Below are 18,990 nucleotides of genomic sequence, written 5' to 3'. Positions count from 1 at the left end.
CCGAAGAAATTGACACTAAATTCTTAAATGCTCGCAAGGAGGGCTTATGACAAAGCGTATGCTTATGGTAATGACGTCTCACGAAATTATGGGTGATACGGGCAAGAAAACCGGCATGTGGTTAGAGGAGTTCGCAGCGCCATATTACGCATTTAAAGACCAAGGCTATACGATAACGCTTGCGTCGCCAATGGGCGGCCAAGTACCTATCGACCCCAATAGTTTAGCGGATGATGCAATGACAGATGACGCTATGCGTTATACAAAAGATGAATTGGCGCGAAGTGCAATGGCGTCGACCATACCGCTTGAAGACGTGCGTGCTGATGAATTTGACGCTGTATTTTACCCCGGTGGCCATGGTCCGTTATGGGATCTTTCTGATAACGCGCACTCGATTAAGTTAATCGAAGACACAATTGCAGCGAAAAAGCCTGTTGGAGCAGTATGCCACGCACCTATTGTGCTGAAAGACGTTAAAACGTCAGATGGCAAATATTTGGTTGATGGTAAGCAGGTAACTGGATTCTCAAACAGCGAAGAAGCGGCAATGGAACTTACCGATGTAGTACCTTATCTGGTTGAAGATGAACTGGTTAAAAAGGGCGGAAAATATGAAAGTGCTGACGATTTCGCCGTAAAAGTGTGTACTGATGGTTTGTTGGTAACTGGGCAGAATCCACCGTCTTCACGCCCAGCGGCAGACGCGCTCATTAAGCTACTGGCTTAAATAGTTTTAGTAATGATCATTTTAAATCGCCCCTTATTAAGGGGCGATTGTTTATATCAATTAAAAGCTAGCCTGAAGTCTCAAATTCAATGTTCGACCTAGAGGATCGTATAAAGCATCGTCATAACCGCGCCATACGCCCGGATCGTATTCGATTAATTCATCCGTCACATTATTGATACCCGCTGACATCAACAAGTTCTCGTTAACTTGATATGAAACCGTCACGTTATGTTTAAAATAGTTATCAGCATACTGGTAATAATCGTAGTAAGTATCGCCATGAGAGCCAATAAATAGTGTTCTCCATGATGCTGTCCACTTATCGCCATCATTCCAGTCTAAGGTAACGTTGCCTCTATTGTCTGGGTAAAATAGTTCTCCCGACCACTCAATACCTTCTTCTTCATAACTTATTACGTGAGAAAGCTCTAAGTTCACGCCAAATTCACCAATAGATGTGGGTACACGATAATCAGCCGTTAAATCTAGTCCGCTTGTTTTTACTTGAGCGTAATTAGTGTAGCCAGATGTAATCGATAATATTTGTCCGTTGCTGTCGCGAACGATATTACTAGAAGTACCGTCAAGATCTGCTGCTATCAAATCATCTACGTCGATATCTTCAATTTTGTTTTCGTAGTCGTATTGATAGTATGACAGCTCAACAGAAAAATCGTCGGTTACGTCATACACTAGACCTAGGGTCAATGACTCTGAATTTTCAGGCTTTAAGTTCGGATTACCGCCGTAGTAGGTTAGGTGCTGCTGTGTAGTAGAACAGTAGCTTGTATCAGAGTCTGCATTACCTTGAGTATCGCAGTAATAGGTATCGTAAGCTGATGGGAAGCTATAGGAAATTGACGCAAACATTTCACTCATTGTTGGCGTTCTGAATGCTTCACCCCAACTGGCGCGCAGTAACAATGACTCTGAAGGTCGCCAGCTTATGCCTAGTTTAGGTACGGTATCAGAAAAGTCTGCTGTACTTATTTCAGCGCCGGTATCACCCTCAAGCTCGTAGCCGTCATAACGAAGTGCGCCTGATATCTCTACATCATGCGGAAGCTCAATTGCTACCTCGGTAAAATATGACTGGCGCTTACGCGTTGCATAGACATCATCGCCGCCCGAGCCACCTGAAATGAAACCCAAACCTGATTCAGGGTCTGATATCTGTTCAAAATCTAAGTGTGAATATTCCGCACCCACAACAGCGCTAACTCGCATAAAGTCGTTTGCAAACACTTCACCTGAAATGCTGGCATCAATAATGTCACGCTTTTGTGTAGACTGGTAAGTCCCTGTATGTCGTGCTAGGTCTAAAAGTTCAGCGTTGTAGCTAGACCAGTCTTCTGTGCTCAAGCCTTGAACGTTGAAAAGGTCTAACTGTTCTGTATCAATAAGGTCTTGCACGACGGTATCGTTAACTAAGTTATAGTTAAAAACTTCTTCTTTGGCATTTGTGCGCTGATAGTTTATCTGCCAGTCCCAATCGTTTCCTGCAAAGCTTGAATAGCCCTCTAGCCCGGTAACTAACTCAAACGTGGTTTTCTCTGTGGTCGTGTCACGGGTGCCTAGACTAGCGGTTCTGAAGTAAATATTGCCGTCTTCGCCGTATGGGTTCATCGCGTTGTCTGAATCTATAGTTACAGAAGACGTAGACACAGGGGTAGCGGCATAACGAGTGTCGGTTGACGTTTGTTGCGCAGAAAAACGACTGTTGAATGTAATGGAGTCGGTAAGTTCGTACGCGATCTTTGTCATGATCGAGTTCTTTTCAGATGCGCCATACAACCAAGTAGAGTTACCGTAATAGTAACCGCAACGATCAGATTCAATGGACGTATCGGTTACTTCACCACAAAGGTCGGTGTTATATGCGAAGGTGTCAGCGCTATCACCTAAAAAGTTGGCAACTGGACTATAGGTTGAATAGCTGCCATCTGCAAAATCACCGTTTACTGCTACATCGGTTACTTCTTGAGTGTTGGCGTGCTCTGCAATGAAAACAATACTGCCTCTATCACTGGTTAAGCCTGCTGCAAAGTTGTATTGGCTGCTGTTGCCGCCGTCTACGCCCGGATCTTCAAAGTTATAGCCAAACTCAACACCATCAAACTCTTTTTTAGTAATGATGTTGATTACACCAGCAACGGCATCTGACCCGTAAATAGCAGAAGCGCCATCGCGTAAAATTTCTATGCGTTCAACAATAGACATGGGGATCATAGACATATCAGACGACGAGCCGCCGTCGTAACCTAAGCCTGGTAACCTACGACCATCCATCAGTACCAAGGTTGCGCCAGCACCTAAGCCGCGCAGGTTTACCTCACTTGAAGCAGAGGCACCGCTACCATAACCTGATTGCCCTCTAAATGACCCAAACGTGTTTATCGACGAATTGCGTAAAACGTCTGCGACAGTGGTGTCTCCAGATAACTTGATTGATTCCGCTGTAATAACAGTAACTGGTGAAACTGATTCTAAATCAACGCGCTTAATGTGAGATCCTGTAACCTGGATTTTCTCAATGGGTGCTTCAGTATTTTCTTCAGTCGTTTGAGCATTAGCAGTGAGCGACGTTGTTACACCCATAACACTGGTAATTAACAAGCTTTGCTTTACCGCTAAACTAAGTTTTTTATTTTTAAACATCTTAAATTCCCCGTTCCACCACTTTGTGTAAAAACGAAAAGTGGATGGTGATTATTATAAATTTTTGACAGATGTAATTTGTCGAGAGAATTAAGCCTTTTGTCGGGGGGATAATCAATTTGAGCGGGCGCTCATTTGTTTATTATTGACAGTTTTTACTTTGAATTTACTCTGCCTGAAAAGATATTTACGGTGCTATACTTAATTATGAATTAAAAATTTGAACTTGCCGCGAGTAAAAACATCATAGATGGATTTTTTTGTGTTAAGTGTCTGTTTTGAAAAGTGATGTTTTACATGCAATTTACTTTTCTTTGCACAAAAAGTAGAAGAGATTTGGTAATTTAATGGGGTGTGTTTATTTGTATCTCCCTGGTACAAATTCCCTTGCCGCTAATTTTTATTAGCGGCTTTTTTTTAATATGTAATAGTTGATTTGAATTGGTTAGACATTTTCAAACAAGTCTTCAACTCGCTGTCTTAATTCTTCAATTCTCGTTACATCGGCAGGAGCAATAAAAATTGTGTCGTCGCCTGCAATAGTGCCTAGTACGCCATCTTTCTTGCTTAACGAATCTAATAACCGGGCAATAAGCTGAGCAGCACCAGGACTCGTTCTTATTATAACCATGACGTTGTTGTGAACTATGTCTAGCACCAATTGCTTGAGAGGGCTTTTAGCGGTAGGCATACCTAGTTCTGGAGGCAAGCAGTACACCATGTCGCCTCTAGCATTGCGGGTTCTTACTGCACCGAACTTGCTTAGCATTCTAGAGATTTTAGATTGACTGATATTGTCAAAACCTTGAGCTTTTAAAGCATCAACAATCTCGCCCTGCGAACCATAACTTTCCGCTTTAAGAATTTCTTTAAAAGCCTTGATGAGTTGCTCTTGTTTTGCGTTTGCCATTAGCGCTCTTTTCTTTTTTAAGGGTTATCGTTAGGAATTATATTTAGTATGCGCTTATTGTGCCGTACAGGTAGACTTTGCGCAATTTCTTTGCATAATCATTCATGATAATGAATATCGACATAAAATCGCCATAAATAACGTTAATAAGACGATCCGGTGATTGAGTTTTCCCCCGCGTTGCATTAGTGTGACGTTCCGTTTAAATACGTGAAGTAATCCCATAGGAGAAATGGTATGAAAGTAGCCGTGTTAGGTGCTGCCGGTGGTATTGGTCAGGCGCTGTCTTTGTTGTTGAAAACACAATTGCCAGCAGGTTCAGATTTAGCGCTTTACGACGTAGCGCCAGTTGTTCCTGGTGTTGCCGTTGATTTGAGCCACATCCCCACTGCGGTAAAAGTAACCGGTCACGGTAAAGATGACCTAGCTGATGCACTAACTGGAGCAGACGTTGTTCTAATTCCAGCTGGTATGCCTCGTAAGCCAGGTATGGATCGTTCTGATCTGTTCAACATCAACGCCGGCATTGTTAAAAACCTAATCGAAGGTGTAGCTGATAACTGCCCGAACGCGTGTGTTGGTATCATCACTAACCCAGTTAACACTACTGTTGCTATTGCAGCTGAAACGCTAAAAGCAAAAGGCGTTTACGACAAGAACAAGCTTTTCGGTGTAACGACACTAGACGTTATCCGTGCTGAAACGTTTGTTGCTGAACTTAAAGGTGTAGACGTATCTTCTGTGCACGTACCGGTAATCGGTGGTCACTCTGGTACAACTATCCTTCCTCTTCTTTCACAAGTTGAAGGTGTAGAGTTCACAGACGAAGAAGTTGCTAGCCTAACAACTCGTATCCAAAATGCGGGTACCGAAGTTGTTGAAGCTAAAGCGGGCGGCGGCTCTGCAACCCTATCAATGGGTCAAGCAGCAGCACGTTTCTGTTTATCTCTAGTTGCAGCAATGCAAGGCGAGAACGTTGTTGAGTACACTTATGTACAAACTGACGACAGCGACGACGCAGCATTCTTTGCACACCCAGTTCGCCTTGGCGCAAACGGTGTTGAAGAAATCTTGCCATACGGCGAGCTAAGCGCATTTGAAGAAAAAGCGAAAAACGACATGCTTGAAGGCCTACGTGGTGACATCAAGCTAGGCGTTGACTTCGTAAACGGCTAATAGTGCTTGAAGCGGATGCATTAGCATCCGCTTGAAAAGGCTGGATAGCTAAGGTCTCAAACGACCTTAGCTATCCAGCCTTTTTTGTTGCATCTTTGTAGCCATTGCGACGGCGTTTTTGGTGCAAGTTTACTTAACAAAACTTCTCTCAGCCCAAAATCTCATTTTTCTGTATTTATAGATTTATTACCCACATAGAGGGGAGCTTCGTTGAAATCCAAACGTTGAATAATGCCATGCTGAAGAATGACTATATAACCCAGCGTTAGTACGGTAAATGTGTAAAAAAAAGAATCGCTATCTTTAAAGTAGGAGGCGATGAACGTTGTAAAGATCAAAACAAGGTAAGTGAAATCAGCCAATTTCTTATGTTTCATAGTGTTTTATCCTAATTAGGTGGATATTAAAAGCTCGCCCAAAGGTGAGCTTTTATCACTTCTTACTCGTCGAAATAGCCAATGAACATCATTGCTCCGCCGACAGCGAGTCCGAATATACCTGTAGCTGGACCTCCGGCAATCCCAAGGCCTATTACTGCCATGCCTCCAGAGGTCCAGTCACTCATTGCTCCAGACACTTATGTTACCTCTTCTACATTTAACTCTTGCATAAGTCATCCTTAATTTATTAATAAAAGCCCCAAGAATTGGGACCTTTAAAGTGTAAAAAGGTCGAAGCGACTTTTTAACTGTACGGAAGGTTTGTTTGTATCCTCCTTTGGCAAACCACGACTAATTTAGGCATACGCTGTTGGCGATTTTGAATGGAGGTGTGTTCAATTTAATTAAGAGAACGGAATTTCATTACATTAAAAAGCCTGATTTCCCCTGAATCTGCAGCAATACCTTTAACTGTAGCATAAGCATAACCCTTTAATATTTTGTGGCTCTCAGCCATGAGAAAAAGCTTAGAGGCTTACCGCTATTGGAATTTGTGGGCAAGTGCTCGCGTTGTGATTTAATGCTTTAAGTTATGGCGAAGCGTAGAACTTTGACTATGCTTGAAGAACGCTGATTTAGTATCAAATGATAACGTGACAGCGTAACTCCATAGGTCAATCCTATAACTTAACTAACGTGTGAGTTGTATAACGCAAACGAACAGGCAAAGAGGATGTAATATGAGCAATGCAAAGTTAGGTGATGTGAATGATTCGGCAAAAAAGTGCCCAGTCATGCATGGTGGTTTAACAGCCACCGGGACAACAGTAATGGACTGGTGGCCTGAAGCCTTAAACTTAGACATTCTTCATCAGCACGATACGAAGACAAACCCAATGGGAGAAGACTTCGATTACCGTGAAGAGGTTAAAAAACTAGACTTTCAAGCCCTTAAAAAAGATCTCACTGATTTGATGACAGATTCTCAGCCATGGTGGCCAGCGGATTGGGGGCACTATGGCGGTCTGATGATCCGTATGTCATGGCATGCGGCAGGCTCGTATCGTATTGCAGATGGTCGCGGTGGCGCTTCAACTGGTAATCAACGTTTTGCACCGCTTAACTCTTGGCCTGATAACGTTAACTTAGATAAAGCTCGCCGTTTGCTTTGGCCAATAAAGAAGAAGTACGGCAACAAATTAAGCTGGGCTGACTTGTTCGTTCTTGCTGGAACCATTGCTTATGAAAGCATGGGTCTTAAAACCTATGGTTTTGCCTTTGGCCGAGAAGATATTTGGCATCCAGAGAAAGACGTTTACTGGGGTGCTGAGAAAGAGTGGTTAGCGCCCAGTGATGAGCGGTATGAAGATGTTGATAGCCCTGAAACCATGGAAAACCCGTTGGCCGCGGTACAAATGGGCCTTATTTACGTAAACCCTGAAGGCGTTAATGGTAAGCCTGATCCACTTAAAACGGCAGCTCACGTACGTGAAACTTTTGCGCGTATGGCAATGAACGACGAAGAAACCGTTGCGTTAGCCGCGGGCGGTCATACGGTCGGTAAATGTCATGGTAACGGCAGTGCTGAAGCGCTAGGTCCCGATCCAGAAGCAGCTGGTATTGAAGAAGCAGGTCTTGGTTGGATGAATCACAAGAGCCGCAGCATTGGCCGCGATACCGTATCAAGTGGTATTGAGGGGGCGTGGACAACGAATCCTACGCAATGGGATAACGGCTATTTCCATCTATTACTAAATTACGATTGGGAACTAAAAAAGTCTCCAGCGGGCGCTGAGCAGTGGGAGCCAATTAACATTAAGGAAGAAGATAAGCCAGTTGATGTTGAAGACCCATCAAAACGCTATAACCCTATTATGACCGACGCCGATATGGCGATGAAGATGGACCCAGAATATAGAAAAATTTCTGAGAAATTCTATAAAGATCACGAATACTTCAGCGAGGTGTTTGCACGCGCATGGTTTAAACTTACTCACCGCGATCTAGGACCAAAAGTTCGTTACATAGGGCCTGACGTACCAGAAGATACGTTAATTTGGCAAGACCCGGTTCCTGAGGGCAGTACGTCTTACGACGTTGATGCGTTGAAGAGTAAAATTGCTGAGTCAGGCTTATCTGTTGGCGATATGGTAGCAACAGCGTGGGATAGTGCTCGTACCTTTAGAGGGTCAGATTTACGTGGCGGCGCTAATGGTGCGCGAATTCGTTTAGCTCCTCAGAAAGATTGGGAGGGCAACGAGCCTGAGCGTCTTAATAAGGTGTTAGAGGTTCTTGCTCCACTTGCTGATGCGGCGGGCGCGAGCCTAGCAGATACCATCGTTTTAGCAGGTAACGTGGGCATAGAAAAGGGTATTGAAGCGGCAGGCTTTAACGTACCTGTTCCTTTCTCACCTGGACGCGGCGACGCCACTGACGACATGACCGATGCTGAATCGTTTGATCCATTAGAGCCAATTGCAGACGGCTATCGAAACTACCTTCAAAAAGACTTTGCTGTTAAACCTGAAGAGCTGATGTTAGACAAAACCCAACTACTTGGTTTAACTGCAAAGGAAATGACGGTGCTCGTTGGCGGTATGCGTATGCTTGGCACTAACTACGGCGGAAGTAAACATGGTGTATTTACCGACAATGTGGGCACGCTAAGCACGGACTTCTTCGTCAATCTTACCGACATGAAATACACGTGGAAGCCGACTGGGAAAAACAGCTACGCCATTGTCGACAGAGCATCAGGTGACGAAGTGTTTACCGCTACACGCTTTGACTTAGTGTTTGGTTCAAACTCAGTGTTGCGAGCATATGCTGAGCTATACGCGCAAGATGACAGCAAAGAAAAGTTTGTAAAGGATTTCGTTGCTGCGTGGACAAAAGTGATGAACGCAGACCGCTTCGACCTTACCTGCTAGTACGTGGTACTTATCTTTAGTGTAAGTAAAAACACGTAAGCAATAAAAAGCCCGCTTCATTTTGATGAAGCGGGCTTTTTCATATTATTGCTTAGCGAAGCGAGAGGTGACCAACATAATAAAGCAGTATGCGTCAATTCAACCACTTCGCTAACACAGTGCTTAACCTGTGTTACGCATACCGATAGCGATACCAGTTATCGTTACCATCATAGCACGCTCTAAACTGGTGTTTTGCGCATCATCACCGGCTTTACGGATACGATCTAGAAGCTCAATTTGCAAGTAATGAAGCGGTTGAAGATACGCTGCACGGATCTCCATCGACTCTTTACCTTGCGGGTCGTTCTTCATAATGTCGTCATCGCCCGTAATAGCCAACAGCGACGAGATGCTTTCTTTAAGTTCGCTGCGCAGCGCCTCACCAAAGTGTTTAAGCTCTTTTGGTACTAAGCGCTCGTCATAAGCTTCGCTAATACGCGGATCGGCTTTATGGAACACCATGTCTAGCATTGAAAGACGTGAACGATAGAACGGCCATTCGCTGAACATCTCGTTAACCACTTTTTCGTTCTCAGGAGTCTTCACGCTATCAATAGCGCGCATAACGCCTAACCAGCTTGGCAGTACCAAACGGGTTTGTGCCCAGGCAAATATCCATGGGATCGCACGTAGGCTCTCAATACCGCCTTGAGGCTTACGCTTCGCAGGTCGGCTACCTAGTGGTAACTTACCTAGTTCTTGCTCTGGCGTTGCTACACGGAAGTAAGGGACGAATTCTTCATCATGGCGTACTGTTGCGCGGTAGTTGTCGCGACCTTGCGCTGCCATTGCGGTAATTAGCTCTCGCCATTCTTCTTTCGGTGCCGGAGGCGGGAACAACATGGCTTCAATAATGGCGCTGGCGTAAATACCCAAGCTGCGTTTAGCTAGTTTAGGCATGCCGAACTTGTAGCGAATGGTTTCGCCTTGTTCTGTTACGCGGAAACCGCCTTCTAGTGAGCCAGGAGGTTGTGAGTAAATAGCAGCGTGTGCTGGCAATCCGCCGCGGCCAATTGTACCACCACGTCCGTGGAATAGCGTTAGGCTTACGTCGAATTCTTCTGCAATGGCAACCAATGCTTCTTGCGACTGATACTGTGCCCAGCCAGCAGCTAATGCACCAGCGTCTTTCGCTGAATCAGAGTAACCGATCATAACGAACTGACGGCCCTTCACGTAACCGCGATACCAGTCTATAGACAACAATTTACGCATTACGTCAGGTGAGTTGTTCAAATCGTCTAGCGTTTCGAATAATGGCGCCACTGGCATAGGCCAATCTACACCACTCTCTTGAAGTAGCAGCTGAACGGCCATGACATCTGACGGCTCACTGGCCATAGAGATGATATAAATACCAAAGCCGTGCTTGCTGTGCTTCGCAATAACCTTACAAGTATCAAGCACTTCTTTTACGTCATCAGACGCGTCCCATTGAGCAGGGAAAAGCGGGCGTTTTGAGCCAAGCTCGCGTAGTAAGAAAGCCTGCTTGTCGGCTTCGCTCCACTGAGCGTAATCACCAAGACCAAGATAGCGAGTGAGTTCGCTAAAGACGTCGGCATGACGTTCAGAGTCCTGACGTACATCAAGGCGCAGAAGGTGAATACCGAATACTCGAGCACGGCGAATAGTGTCTAGTAACAGTCCGTTTGCCACGACCTGCATACCGCAGTCTAACAATGACTGGTAGCAAAGCATTAACGGCTCGATTAGCTCATCGTCGCTTTCTATCCAGTTTGAAGTATCTGGGTTTTTACCTGCTAAGTAGTCGCTAATGCCATCGCGGGTTGCGATGAACTTGTCAACAAGTGGACGAAGAAGGGCGCGGTATGGCTCGTTGGCGTCGCCGACTTTTTCGCGTAACGCGTCGTTGCAGTCGTACATTGAAAGCTCAACTTGCAAGCGGTCAAGATCTATCGCGAAAAGCTTGGCTGCACGCTTTCTGGCAAGCAAGAGAACTTGCTCAGTCACTTTTGACGTTACAAATGGGTTACCGTCTCTGTCGCCGCCCATCCAAGAGCTAAATTGTACTGGTGACGAGTCTAGCGGTAGCGATACATCGTAGTCTTCGTTCAAACGACCATCAAGTTCGCGCATGAAGTCAGGTACTGCTTCCCATAATGAGTTTTCAATAACCGAGAAGCCCCAGCGCGCCTCATCAACAGGTGTAGGGCGTACAGAACGAATTTCTTCAGTGTGCCAAGCCTGTGCAATAAGGTCGGCAATGCGGGTTTCAATTTTTTTACGCTCAACATCATTAAGCGATTCTTGATGAATGGCCTGAAGGCAGTTCGCCAATTCTTTATGTTTGTGGATAAGTGTACGGCGCGTAACTTCAGTAGGATGCGCGGTCAGTACAAGATCGATGTTTAGCTTAGCAACCGCATCTTGAACTTTCTCTGCGGTTAATTCAGCTTTATCTAGGTGTTTGAACAGTGCATCTATCGATGCATCAACATTCATTGCTGCGTTGTATTCTTGCTCGGCAATATTACCTAAGTTCAAGAATTGTGCGAAGGCACGGCCAACAGTAAGCAAATCGCTGTCAGACATTGTTTTGAAAGTTTCTTTCAGTTCTTCGCTACAAGTAGCGTCTCCCTGATAAGAAGCTCGGCCGCCTTTTCGAATCTTTTCAATACGGTCTAGCCACTCCTGACCTAATTGATTTTTGATTGTTTCACCAAGGGTTTTACCAAGGTATCGAACGGTATCTTTCAGTTCAGCATCGTAGTGTGTTTGCATGCTTTCCTCCTAAATATATGGGCCTAACCATACTGTGTCCTTTGCGACTTGTCTAACCACTTTCGGTTATAATTTACAACATTTTGATACTTTTGCACCCTAGTTAACATTGCTCAAAGCAAGATATTTTATGGTGTGGTACACTCTTGCACCGGAAAATGCAGAAACATTCTCGCGTTATGCGTTTTGTTTGAAATTTGTACTGCATTTGTAATTTAATTTCAGGAGTTCTTGTGACTGATACATTCAATACAGTAGAAACCCAAGCAAGTTACGGCATTGGTTTTCAAATGGGTCAACAATTACAATCAAATCCGTTTGACGGACTAGCGATTGACGCTGTTGTAGCTGGCCTAAAAGACGCCTTCGCAGGTCAAGCACCTCAGGTTGACAACGACACACTACGTGATGCGTTCGGCGAAATTCACAAGCGCATGCAAGCGGCTAAAGAAGAAGCTAGCAAAGCGGTTATTGAAGAAGGCACAAAATACCTTGAAGAAAACGCAAAGCGTGACGAAGTAACCGTTACTGAATCTGGTCTTCAGTACGAAGTTATCGCTGAAGGTGACGGTGAAACACCAGTTGCGGCTAGCACTGTACGTGTTCACTACCACGGTACACTTATTAACGGTACTACGTTTGACAGCTCTTACGAGCGCGGCCAGCCAGCTGAATTCCCAGTAGGCGGCGTTATTAAAGGTTGGACTGAAGCACTTCAACTTATGAAAGTAGGTGCTAAGTACCGTTTATACGTGCCACATGATCTTGCTTACGGTGAGCAAGGTGCGGGAGCAGCTATTGCACCATACAGCACGCTTATCTTTGACGTAGAGCTTCTAGACGTTCTAGGTTAATGTGTTGTTCACAGGTGTGCAGTTCTGCACACCTGTGTTCCATCTTTTCTTATTCATAGTTCATAACGTTTTAAAAACTAGCCCGCACTTCGTTAAATTTAGCGATTCGGACTAATGTTTCTTTTTCCTATCTCTTTTCTTCTCTGTCTTTTCTCGTAAATACAAAGCAAATCTAAACTTGGCACGTTGTTTCATTGGTGTCGCCTTGTGTTTGCGATATGCTAGGGTTCATCTGCTCCGAGTTGTTATCAGAGACTTCGGCATTACAATAGCCCCACGCTCAAATAAGGAAAATTATTATGGTTATCAAGCCTAAAGTGAGAGGCTTCATTTGCACAAACGCGCATCCTGTTGGCTGTGCAACGGCGGTTGACGAACAAATTGCTTATGTAGAAGCAAAAGGCGACTTAGGCGAAGGCCCTAAAAATGTGTTGGTTATTGGTAGCTCAACGGGATACGGTTTAGCATCGCGCATTACTTCTGCGTTTGGCTATGGCGCAAAAACCCTAGGTGTGTGTTTTGAAAAAGCACCAACGGAACGCAAAACGGGTACCGCGGGTTGGTATAACACCGCAGCATTCCACGAAAAAGCCAAAGCAAAAGGCTTGTATGCAGAAACTATTAATGGCGATGCGTTTTCCGATGAAATCAAAAATGAAACCATCGAAAAAATCAAAGCTGAAATGGGCAAGGTAGATTTGGTTATTTATAGCCTTGCATCTCCGCGTAGAACCGACCCAGAAACAGGCGTAACGTATAAATCTACGCTTAAGCCAGTAGGGCAGGCGTACACAACAAAAACCTACGATACTGATAAAGATAAAGTGCATGAAGTATCGCTAGAGCCAGCCAACGACGAAGAAATCCTCAATACCATCAAAGTGATGGGCGGTGAAGATTGGGAACGTTGGATGGACTTTTTACGTGAAGCCGATGTGCTTGCTGAAGGCTGTAAAACCACCGCATATACCTACATTGGTAAAGAGCTAACATGGCCTATTTATGGTCAAGCGACGATTGGTAAAGCGAAAGAAGACCTAGATCGCGCTGCCGCAGCCATTATCGGTAAAAACAGTGATTTGCTTGTGCAAGCCAATGTGAGCTCGTTGAAAGCACTGGTAACGCAGGCAAGCTCAGCCATTCCTGTAATGCCTCTGTATATTTCACTTATTTATAAAGTGATGAAAGAGGAAGGCACGCATGAAGGGTGTATTGAACAAATTCATGGTTTGTTCACGCAGTGTCTTTTCGGCAATACTCCAACGTTAGACGAAGCAAATCGCTATCGCATGGATGGCAAAGAAACTAACGACGCAACACAGGCAAAAATTAAGGCGTTATGGGATCAAGTGACACAAGAGAACTTTCATGACTTAAGTGACTATAAAGGTTACAACCATGAGTTCTTAAAGCTGTTCGGTTTCGACATTTCAAGTGTTGATTACGACAGTGAAGTTGACCCAATGGTTAATTGGTAAAACCTAAACTTACCATTAATTAACCTAATACTCATATATGCGAAAGCCGTCTGATTTGACGGCTTTTTTGTACCCAATTACAAGCTGATATAGGGGGTGGATTCAAAAAATGTAAATGAATAAGACCAAAGGTTTACATTAAATTGTAGAAAAATTTGCCTTTATCTTGAAATAGCGTGGCACAAACGTATGGGTTAATGCTAAAATCCCGAAATTAAGTAGGGGTCTTTTCTGCCTCTACCAAAACAGCAGTGGCGATTGCAGCAACACAACAATAATAATAAGTGTTAATTTCTGCTGGTGGTCTATAAAGAAAGGGCGAATAAGCGTCCGCAAAAAGGAATTATGCGTTACGGCTTCATAACAGGCTGACCGTAGCAATTGCAGCAAGTTCCATCAATCAACAACGAAAAGGTGTTCTACACCTGTTAATAGTGCGCTTTTGCATGCTGACAGGCAGGTTTTCTGCGGTCATGCAAAAGGGTATTTCTATTAGAGTAGTGCGATTACATATGATAAAAATCAAGAAAGGTCTCGACCTCCCAATTGAGGGAGCGCCAAAGCAGGAGATTGCTGATGCATCTGCTGCAACGCGCGTTGCCGTTCTGGGAGAAGAATATGTGGGTATGCGCCCTACCATGCACGTCCAAGTTGGCGATGTAGTGAAGAAAGGTCAGGTGCTTTTTGAAGATAAAAAGAACCCTGGCGTTAAATTCACTGCCCCAGCAGCGGGTGAAGTGGTAGAGGTTAACCGTGGTGCAAAACGTGTTCTTCAGTCTGTAGTTATCAAAATGAACGGCAGCGATGCTGTGACATTTGATAAAATTGCAGCTGACCAGATCGCGAGCGCAACACGCGAGCAACTTCAGTCAATCCTTGTAGAGTCAGGCATGTGGACAGCGTTCCGTACACGTCCATTTAGCAAATCTCCTAAGCTAGACTCTGTTCCAAGTTCAATTTTCGTTACAGCAATGGATACCAATCCACTAGCAGCAGATCCTGCAGTAATTATTGCTGAGCGCCAAGACGATTTCGTAAATGGTCTTAAAGCATTAACGCAATTGAGCGGTGGCAAGACTTACGTTTGTAAAGCGGCAGGTGCATCTGTTGCTACTGGCGATGCGGCAGTTGATGTTGAAGAATTTGGCGGTCCTCACCCTGCGGGCCTACCGGGTACTCACATCCACTTCCTTGATTCTGCTGGCATGAACAAAACGGTTTGGCACATCAACTACCAAGACGTAATGGCTATTGGTGCGTTGCTGACCTCTGGCGAGCTAGATAACCGTCGTGTTATTTCACTTGCAGGTCCTGCTGCAACCAACCCACGCCTAGTGCGCACTGTAATTGGCGCAGACTTGACCGAACTTACTGCAAACGAGCAAGTAGACGGTGAAGTACGTGTTATCTCTGGTTCTGTACTTAGCGGTACAACAGCGATGGGCGTTCACGGCTTCCTTGGCCGTTTCCACACCCAAGTTTCACTACTAAAAGAAGGTCGCGAGAAAAAGCTATTTGGCTGGATCACTCCAGGTTCAGATAAGCACTCAGTGACTCGTGCTTACTTAGGTCACCTAAGTGGCAGCAAGAAATTTGATATGACAACAACTACCAATGGTTCTGAACGTTCTATGGTTCCAATTGGTAATTACGAACGCGTTATGCCCCTAGATATCATTCCTACGCTTCTGCTTAGGGACCTGATTTCTGGTGATACTGACGGTGCTCAGACGTTGGGTTGCTTAGAGCTGGACGAAGAAGATTTGGCATTGTGTACTTATGTATGCCCTGGCAAATACAACTACGCTCCTATCTTACGCGACTGTTTGACCACGATAGAGAAAGAGGGTTAAGTCATGGGTTTAAAAGCGTATTTAGAAAAAATCGAACCAAACTTCGATCCAGGTGGTAAGCATGAAAAGTGGTATGCGCTTTACGAAGCTGCGGCGACCATTTTCTACACCCCAGGTAAAGTAAATAAAGCTAACACGCACGTGCGTGACAGCATTGACCTTAAGCGCATCATGATCATGGTATGGATGGCAACATTCCCAGCTATGTTCTTTGGTATGTATAACATTGGTTTCCAAGCGCAAGAAGCAATTGCTGCTGGTGCAGGAACACTACCTGATACGTGGCAAGCAGGCCTATTCGCTGCACTAGGCGGTGACTTGGCAAATGCGGGTACACTAGGTCTATTCTTCTATGGCGCATGTTTCTGGCTGCCAATCTACGCGGTAACGTTCGCGGTAGGTGGTTTCTGGGAAGTATTGTTCGCGTCTGTGCGCAAGCACGAAGTTAACGAAGGTTTCTTCGTAACATCGGTACTGTTCGCACTAACACTTCCAGCTACTATTCCTCTATGGCAAGTTGCACTAGGTATTACCTTCGGTGTTGTAATTGCTAAAGAAGTATTCGGTGGTACAGGTCGTAACTTCCTTAACCCAGCATTGTCTGGTCGTGCATTCCTTTACTTTGCGTATCCTGCACAAATTTCAGGTGACCAAGTATGGGTAGCGGCAGATGGTTATTCTGGTGCAACGTCTCTAAGCCAAGCGGCTTCTGGCAACCTTGATTACGCGAACATGGATCAGTGGATGAACAGCTTCATCGGTACTATCTCAGGTTCAGCGGGTGAGGTGTCTACCCTTGCTATTATTCTTGGTGGCTTGTTCATCATGTACATGCGTATAGCAAGCTGGCGCATTGTTGCTGGTGTTGCAATTGGTGTGGCGTTCTTCGCAACCTTGCTAAACCTAATCGGCAGCGATACCAACCCTATGTTTGCAATGCCTGCTCATTGGCACTTTGTTGTTGGTGGTCTTGCTTTTGGTATGTTCTTTATGGCGACAGACCCAGTTTCTGCGTCGTTCACAAACCAAGGTAAGTGGGCTTACGGTATCTTCATTGGTTTCATGACGGTACTAATCCGCGTCCTAAACCCAGCCTTCCCAGAAGGTGTAATGCTAGCAATTCTATTTGCTAACTTGTGGGCGCCACTGTTCGACTATTTCGTCGCACAAAGCAATATCAAGCGGAGGGTAGCACGTGTCGGCTAAAAAAGAATCTTTAGGCAAAACGGTAGGTATTGTTGTTGCCGTATGTTTAGTTTGTTCAATTGTTGTTTCTGGCGCGGCTGTTGGCCTTCGCTCTCTACAACAAACAAACGCAGCTCTAGATAAAAAGAGCAACATTCTTAATGCTGCAGGCCTTTATGAAATGGGCATGAGCAATAGCGCAATTGAAAGCACGTACAGCGAGCGAGTAGAACAGCGTTTTGTTAATCTTGACGAAGGTACTTTCGTAGAAGCGCCTAAGCCAGATTACGATATGTATAAAGCAGCCAAAGAAACTGAGTACAGCACTAAGGTAACTAACAGCAATGTTGGTTTCCAACGCCGCCCTAACGTGGCAAGTGTTTACTTAGTTCGCGACGACGCAGGTGATGTTTCTCGTATCATCCTTCCTGTACACGGCAGCGGCCTTTGGGATCTTATGTACGGTTTCTTAGCGGTAGACGCAGACGGCCAAACGGTTCGCGAGCTTATTTACTATCAGCAAAAAGAAACGCCAGGACTAGGTGGTGAAGTGCAAAACCCTGCTTGGCAGGACAAATGGGATGGCAAAGAGCTTTACGAGAATGGCGAAGTTGCTATTCGCGTAGTGAAAAACGCTAACCCTAGCAATCCTCACACTATCGATGCGCTTTCAGGTGCAACCCTAACCAGCAACGGTGTTGAAAACACAATTCGTTACTGGGTAGGCGAGCAAGGCTTCGGCCAGTTCCTGAAGAACCAAGCATGGCGTTCATAAGGGAAGTCTCATGGCAGATACTAAAGAAATGAAAAAGGCCCTCTTTGGGCCAATCCTGGACAACAACCCGATCGCCCTACAGGTATTGGGTATCTGTTCAGCACTGGCAATTACCACTAAGCTGGAAACAGCATTGGTAATGTCGCTAGCGCTTACAAGCGTTGTAGCGTTCTCAAACTTGTTTATTTCACTAATTCGTAACCAGATCCCATCTAGCGTTCGAATTATTATCCAGATGACCATCATTGCATCGTTGGTAATCGTAGTTGACCAAATTCTGAAAGCGTATTCGTATGAAATATCGAAGCAGCTGTCGGTATTCGTTGGTCTTATCATTACTAACTGTATCGTAATGGGTCGTGCTGAAGCTTACGCCATGAAGAGCCCACCTCTGATGAGCTTCCTTGATGGTATTGGTAACGGCTTGGGTTACTCTTTCATTCTAATTGTTATTGGTACAATTAAAGAGCTATTTGGTTTCGGTACTATTTTAGGTTTCGAAATCCTTCCACTGGTTCAAAACGGTGGCTGGTATCAGGGTAACGGTTTGTTAATCCTACCATTCAGCTCATTCTTCTTAATCGGCGGTATGATTTGGTTTATCCGTACTATCCGTCCAGAGCAAGTAGAGCCTAAGGAGTAAGTCATGGAACATTATTTGTCGTTATTTGTTCGCTCAATTTTCGTTGAGAACATGGCGTTATCACTTTTCTTAGGTATGTGTACATTCCTAGCGGTATCTAAGAAAGTTAAAACTGCTATGGGTCTTGGTGTTGCAGTTATCGTGGTATTAGGTATCTCTGTACCCGTTAACCAAGTTATTTATGTAAACATTCTTGCTCCAGGCGCACTAGCATGGGCAGGTTTCCCAGAAGCCGATCTAAGCTTCCTTAACTTCCTAACGTTTATCGGTGTTATCGCGGCGTTGGTACAGATTCTAGAGATGAGCTTAGACAAGTTCTTCCCTGCGCTTTACAACGCACTAGGAATCTTCCTTCCGCTAATTACCGTTAACTGTGCAATCTTCGGTGGTGTGGCGTTTGCGGTACAGCGTGAATACAACTTCACTGAAAGCATCGTTTACGGCGTTGGTAGTGGTATGGGCTGGGCACTAGCAATTGTATTGCTAGCGGCAGTACGTGAAAAGCTGAAGTATGCTGATATGCCTGATGGTGTTCGTGGTCTGGGTTCTGTATTTATGATCGCGGGTCTAATGGCACTAGGCTTCCAGTCATTCACTGGTATTCAGCTGTAAGAAAGCTCGGGAGCATATA

At 44.9% G+C, this 18,990-nt stretch carries 15 protein-coding genes; 10 read left to right on the top strand and 5 right to left on the bottom strand.

Annotation, left to right across the window (positions count from 1 at the left end):
- Positions 1–46: 46 nt before the first annotated feature.
- The gene (locus E5672_RS19275; RefSeq protein ID WP_136783804.1) at positions 47–730 is read left to right on the top strand and encodes a type 1 glutamine amidotransferase domain-containing protein; all 684 of its coding nucleotides are present in this window, start codon (positions 47–49) and stop codon (positions 728–730) included.
- A 60-nt stretch (positions 731–790) separates the two neighbouring features.
- Here the strand turns inward: E5672_RS19275 and E5672_RS19270 are convergent, their stop codons facing one another.
- Both E5672_RS19270 and argR read right to left on the bottom strand, forming a co-directional pair.
- Positions 791–3,391, bottom strand: a complete 2,601-nt coding sequence (locus E5672_RS19270) for a TonB-dependent receptor (protein WP_136783803.1) — start codon at positions 3,389–3,391, stop codon at positions 791–793.
- Between the two features lie 445 nt (positions 3,392–3,836).
- Positions 3,837–4,301, bottom strand: a complete 465-nt coding sequence (gene argR, locus E5672_RS19265) for a transcriptional regulator ArgR (protein ID WP_025253953.1) — start codon at positions 4,299–4,301, stop codon at positions 3,837–3,839.
- A gap of 237 nt (positions 4,302–4,538) precedes the next feature.
- Between argR and mdh the strand changes: the two genes are divergently transcribed.
- On the top strand, positions 4,539–5,477 hold the full coding sequence (gene mdh / locus E5672_RS19260; RefSeq protein ID WP_014950802.1) for a malate dehydrogenase: 939 nt from the start codon (positions 4,539–4,541) through the stop codon (positions 5,475–5,477).
- Positions 5,478–5,638: 161 nt separating this feature from the next.
- Here mdh and E5672_RS19255 read toward each other — a convergent pair whose 3' ends face one another.
- Positions 5,639–5,854, bottom strand: coding sequence for a hypothetical protein (locus tag E5672_RS19255; RefSeq protein WP_136783802.1), 216 nt, complete (start codon positions 5,852–5,854; stop codon positions 5,639–5,641).
- A 62-nt stretch (positions 5,855–5,916) separates the two neighbouring features.
- Positions 5,917–6,054 (bottom strand): hypothetical protein, encoded by a 138-nt coding sequence (locus tag E5672_RS19810; protein ID WP_161569411.1) that lies wholly within the window; start codon positions 6,052–6,054, stop codon positions 5,917–5,919.
- Positions 6,055–6,597: 543 nt separating this feature from the next.
- Between E5672_RS19810 and katG the strand changes: the two genes are divergently transcribed.
- Complete coding sequence (gene katG, locus E5672_RS19250) at positions 6,598–8,787, top strand: catalase/peroxidase HPI (protein ID WP_136783801.1); 2,190 nt, start codon at positions 6,598–6,600, stop codon at positions 8,785–8,787.
- A gap of 162 nt (positions 8,788–8,949) precedes the next feature.
- Here katG and ppc read toward each other — a convergent pair whose 3' ends face one another.
- Positions 8,950–11,571: a phosphoenolpyruvate carboxylase gene (gene ppc, locus E5672_RS19245; RefSeq protein WP_136783800.1), complete on the bottom strand. Its 2,622-nt coding sequence runs from the start codon at positions 11,569–11,571 to the stop codon at positions 8,950–8,952.
- A 233-nt stretch (positions 11,572–11,804) separates the two neighbouring features.
- On the opposite strand from ppc, the gene E5672_RS19240 reads away from it, so the two are divergent.
- The 7 genes from E5672_RS19240 (at position 11,805) to nqrE (ending at position 18,971) form a co-directional block, all read left to right on the top strand.
- A complete protein-coding gene (locus E5672_RS19240; RefSeq protein ID WP_014950800.1) occupies positions 11,805–12,425 on the top strand; it encodes a BamJ family beta-barrel-assembly machinery protein in 621 nt (206 codons plus the stop codon).
- Between the two features lie 299 nt (positions 12,426–12,724).
- A complete protein-coding gene (gene fabV / locus E5672_RS19235; RefSeq protein ID WP_014950799.1) occupies positions 12,725–13,903 on the top strand; it encodes an enoyl-ACP reductase FabV in 1,179 nt (392 codons plus the stop codon).
- A 512-nt stretch (positions 13,904–14,415) separates the two neighbouring features.
- On the top strand, positions 14,416–15,756 hold the full coding sequence (locus E5672_RS19230; protein WP_136783799.1) for a Na(+)-translocating NADH-quinone reductase subunit A: 1,341 nt from the start codon (positions 14,416–14,418) through the stop codon (positions 15,754–15,756).
- Positions 15,757–15,759: 3 nt separating this feature from the next.
- Positions 15,760–16,962 (top strand): NADH:ubiquinone reductase (Na(+)-transporting) subunit B, encoded by a 1,203-nt coding sequence (locus E5672_RS19225; RefSeq protein WP_136783798.1) that lies wholly within the window; start codon positions 15,760–15,762, stop codon positions 16,960–16,962.
- Positions 16,952–17,716 carry a Na(+)-translocating NADH-quinone reductase subunit C gene (locus tag E5672_RS19220; protein WP_014950796.1) on the top strand — a complete coding sequence of 255 codons (765 nt, stop codon included), beginning with the start codon at positions 16,952–16,954 and terminating at the stop codon, positions 17,714–17,716. Before E5672_RS19225 ends, E5672_RS19220 begins: the two co-directional genes overlap by 11 nt.
- 10 nt (positions 17,717–17,726) lie before the next feature.
- The gene (locus E5672_RS19215) at positions 17,727–18,359 is read left to right on the top strand and encodes an NADH:ubiquinone reductase (Na(+)-transporting) subunit D (protein WP_014950795.1); all 633 of its coding nucleotides are present in this window, start codon (positions 17,727–17,729) and stop codon (positions 18,357–18,359) included.
- Positions 18,360–18,362: 3 nt separating this feature from the next.
- Positions 18,363–18,971, top strand: a complete 609-nt coding sequence (gene nqrE / locus E5672_RS19210; protein ID WP_014950794.1) for an NADH:ubiquinone reductase (Na(+)-transporting) subunit E — start codon at positions 18,363–18,365, stop codon at positions 18,969–18,971.
- Positions 18,972–18,990 lie beyond the last annotated feature (19 nt).

The organism is Alteromonas portus, from assembly GCF_005117025.1.
In the GTDB taxonomy this organism is placed as follows: Bacteria; Pseudomonadota; Gammaproteobacteria; order Enterobacterales; family Alteromonadaceae; genus Alteromonas; species Alteromonas portus.
Note: the sequence above shows the minus strand (reverse complement) of the source record. Positions and strands in the feature narration are given on the sequence as shown.

What these genes read in the sequence shown, in the direction of transcription:
- E5672_RS19230 (WP_136783799.1), top strand. Translation starts at nt 14,416, where the DNA reads ATGATAAAAATCAAGAAAGGTCTCGACCTCCCAATTGAGGGAGCGCCA.
- E5672_RS19255 (WP_136783802.1), bottom strand. Translation starts at nt 5,854, where the DNA reads ATGAAACATAAGAAATTGGCTGATTTCACTTACCTTGTTTTGATCTTT.
- mdh (WP_014950802.1), top strand. Translation starts at nt 4,539, where the DNA reads ATGAAAGTAGCCGTGTTAGGTGCTGCCGGTGGTATTGGTCAGGCGCTG.
- argR (WP_025253953.1), bottom strand. Translation starts at nt 4,301, where the DNA reads ATGGCAAACGCAAAACAAGAGCAACTCATCAAGGCTTTTAAAGAAATT.
- E5672_RS19275 (WP_136783804.1), top strand. Translation starts at nt 47, where the DNA reads ATGACAAAGCGTATGCTTATGGTAATGACGTCTCACGAAATTATGGGT.
- fabV (WP_014950799.1), top strand. Translation starts at nt 12,725, where the DNA reads ATGGTTATCAAGCCTAAAGTGAGAGGCTTCATTTGCACAAACGCGCAT.
- katG (WP_136783801.1), top strand. Translation starts at nt 6,598, where the DNA reads ATGAGCAATGCAAAGTTAGGTGATGTGAATGATTCGGCAAAAAAGTGC.
- E5672_RS19270 (WP_136783803.1), bottom strand. Translation starts at nt 3,391, where the DNA reads ATGTTTAAAAATAAAAAACTTAGTTTAGCGGTAAAGCAAAGCTTGTTA.
- ppc (WP_136783800.1), bottom strand. Translation starts at nt 11,571, where the DNA reads ATGCAAACACACTACGATGCTGAACTGAAAGATACCGTTCGATACCTT.
- E5672_RS19215 (WP_014950795.1), top strand. Translation starts at nt 17,727, where the DNA reads ATGGCAGATACTAAAGAAATGAAAAAGGCCCTCTTTGGGCCAATCCTG.
- E5672_RS19225 (WP_136783798.1), top strand. Translation starts at nt 15,760, where the DNA reads ATGGGTTTAAAAGCGTATTTAGAAAAAATCGAACCAAACTTCGATCCA.
- nqrE (WP_014950794.1), top strand. Translation starts at nt 18,363, where the DNA reads ATGGAACATTATTTGTCGTTATTTGTTCGCTCAATTTTCGTTGAGAAC.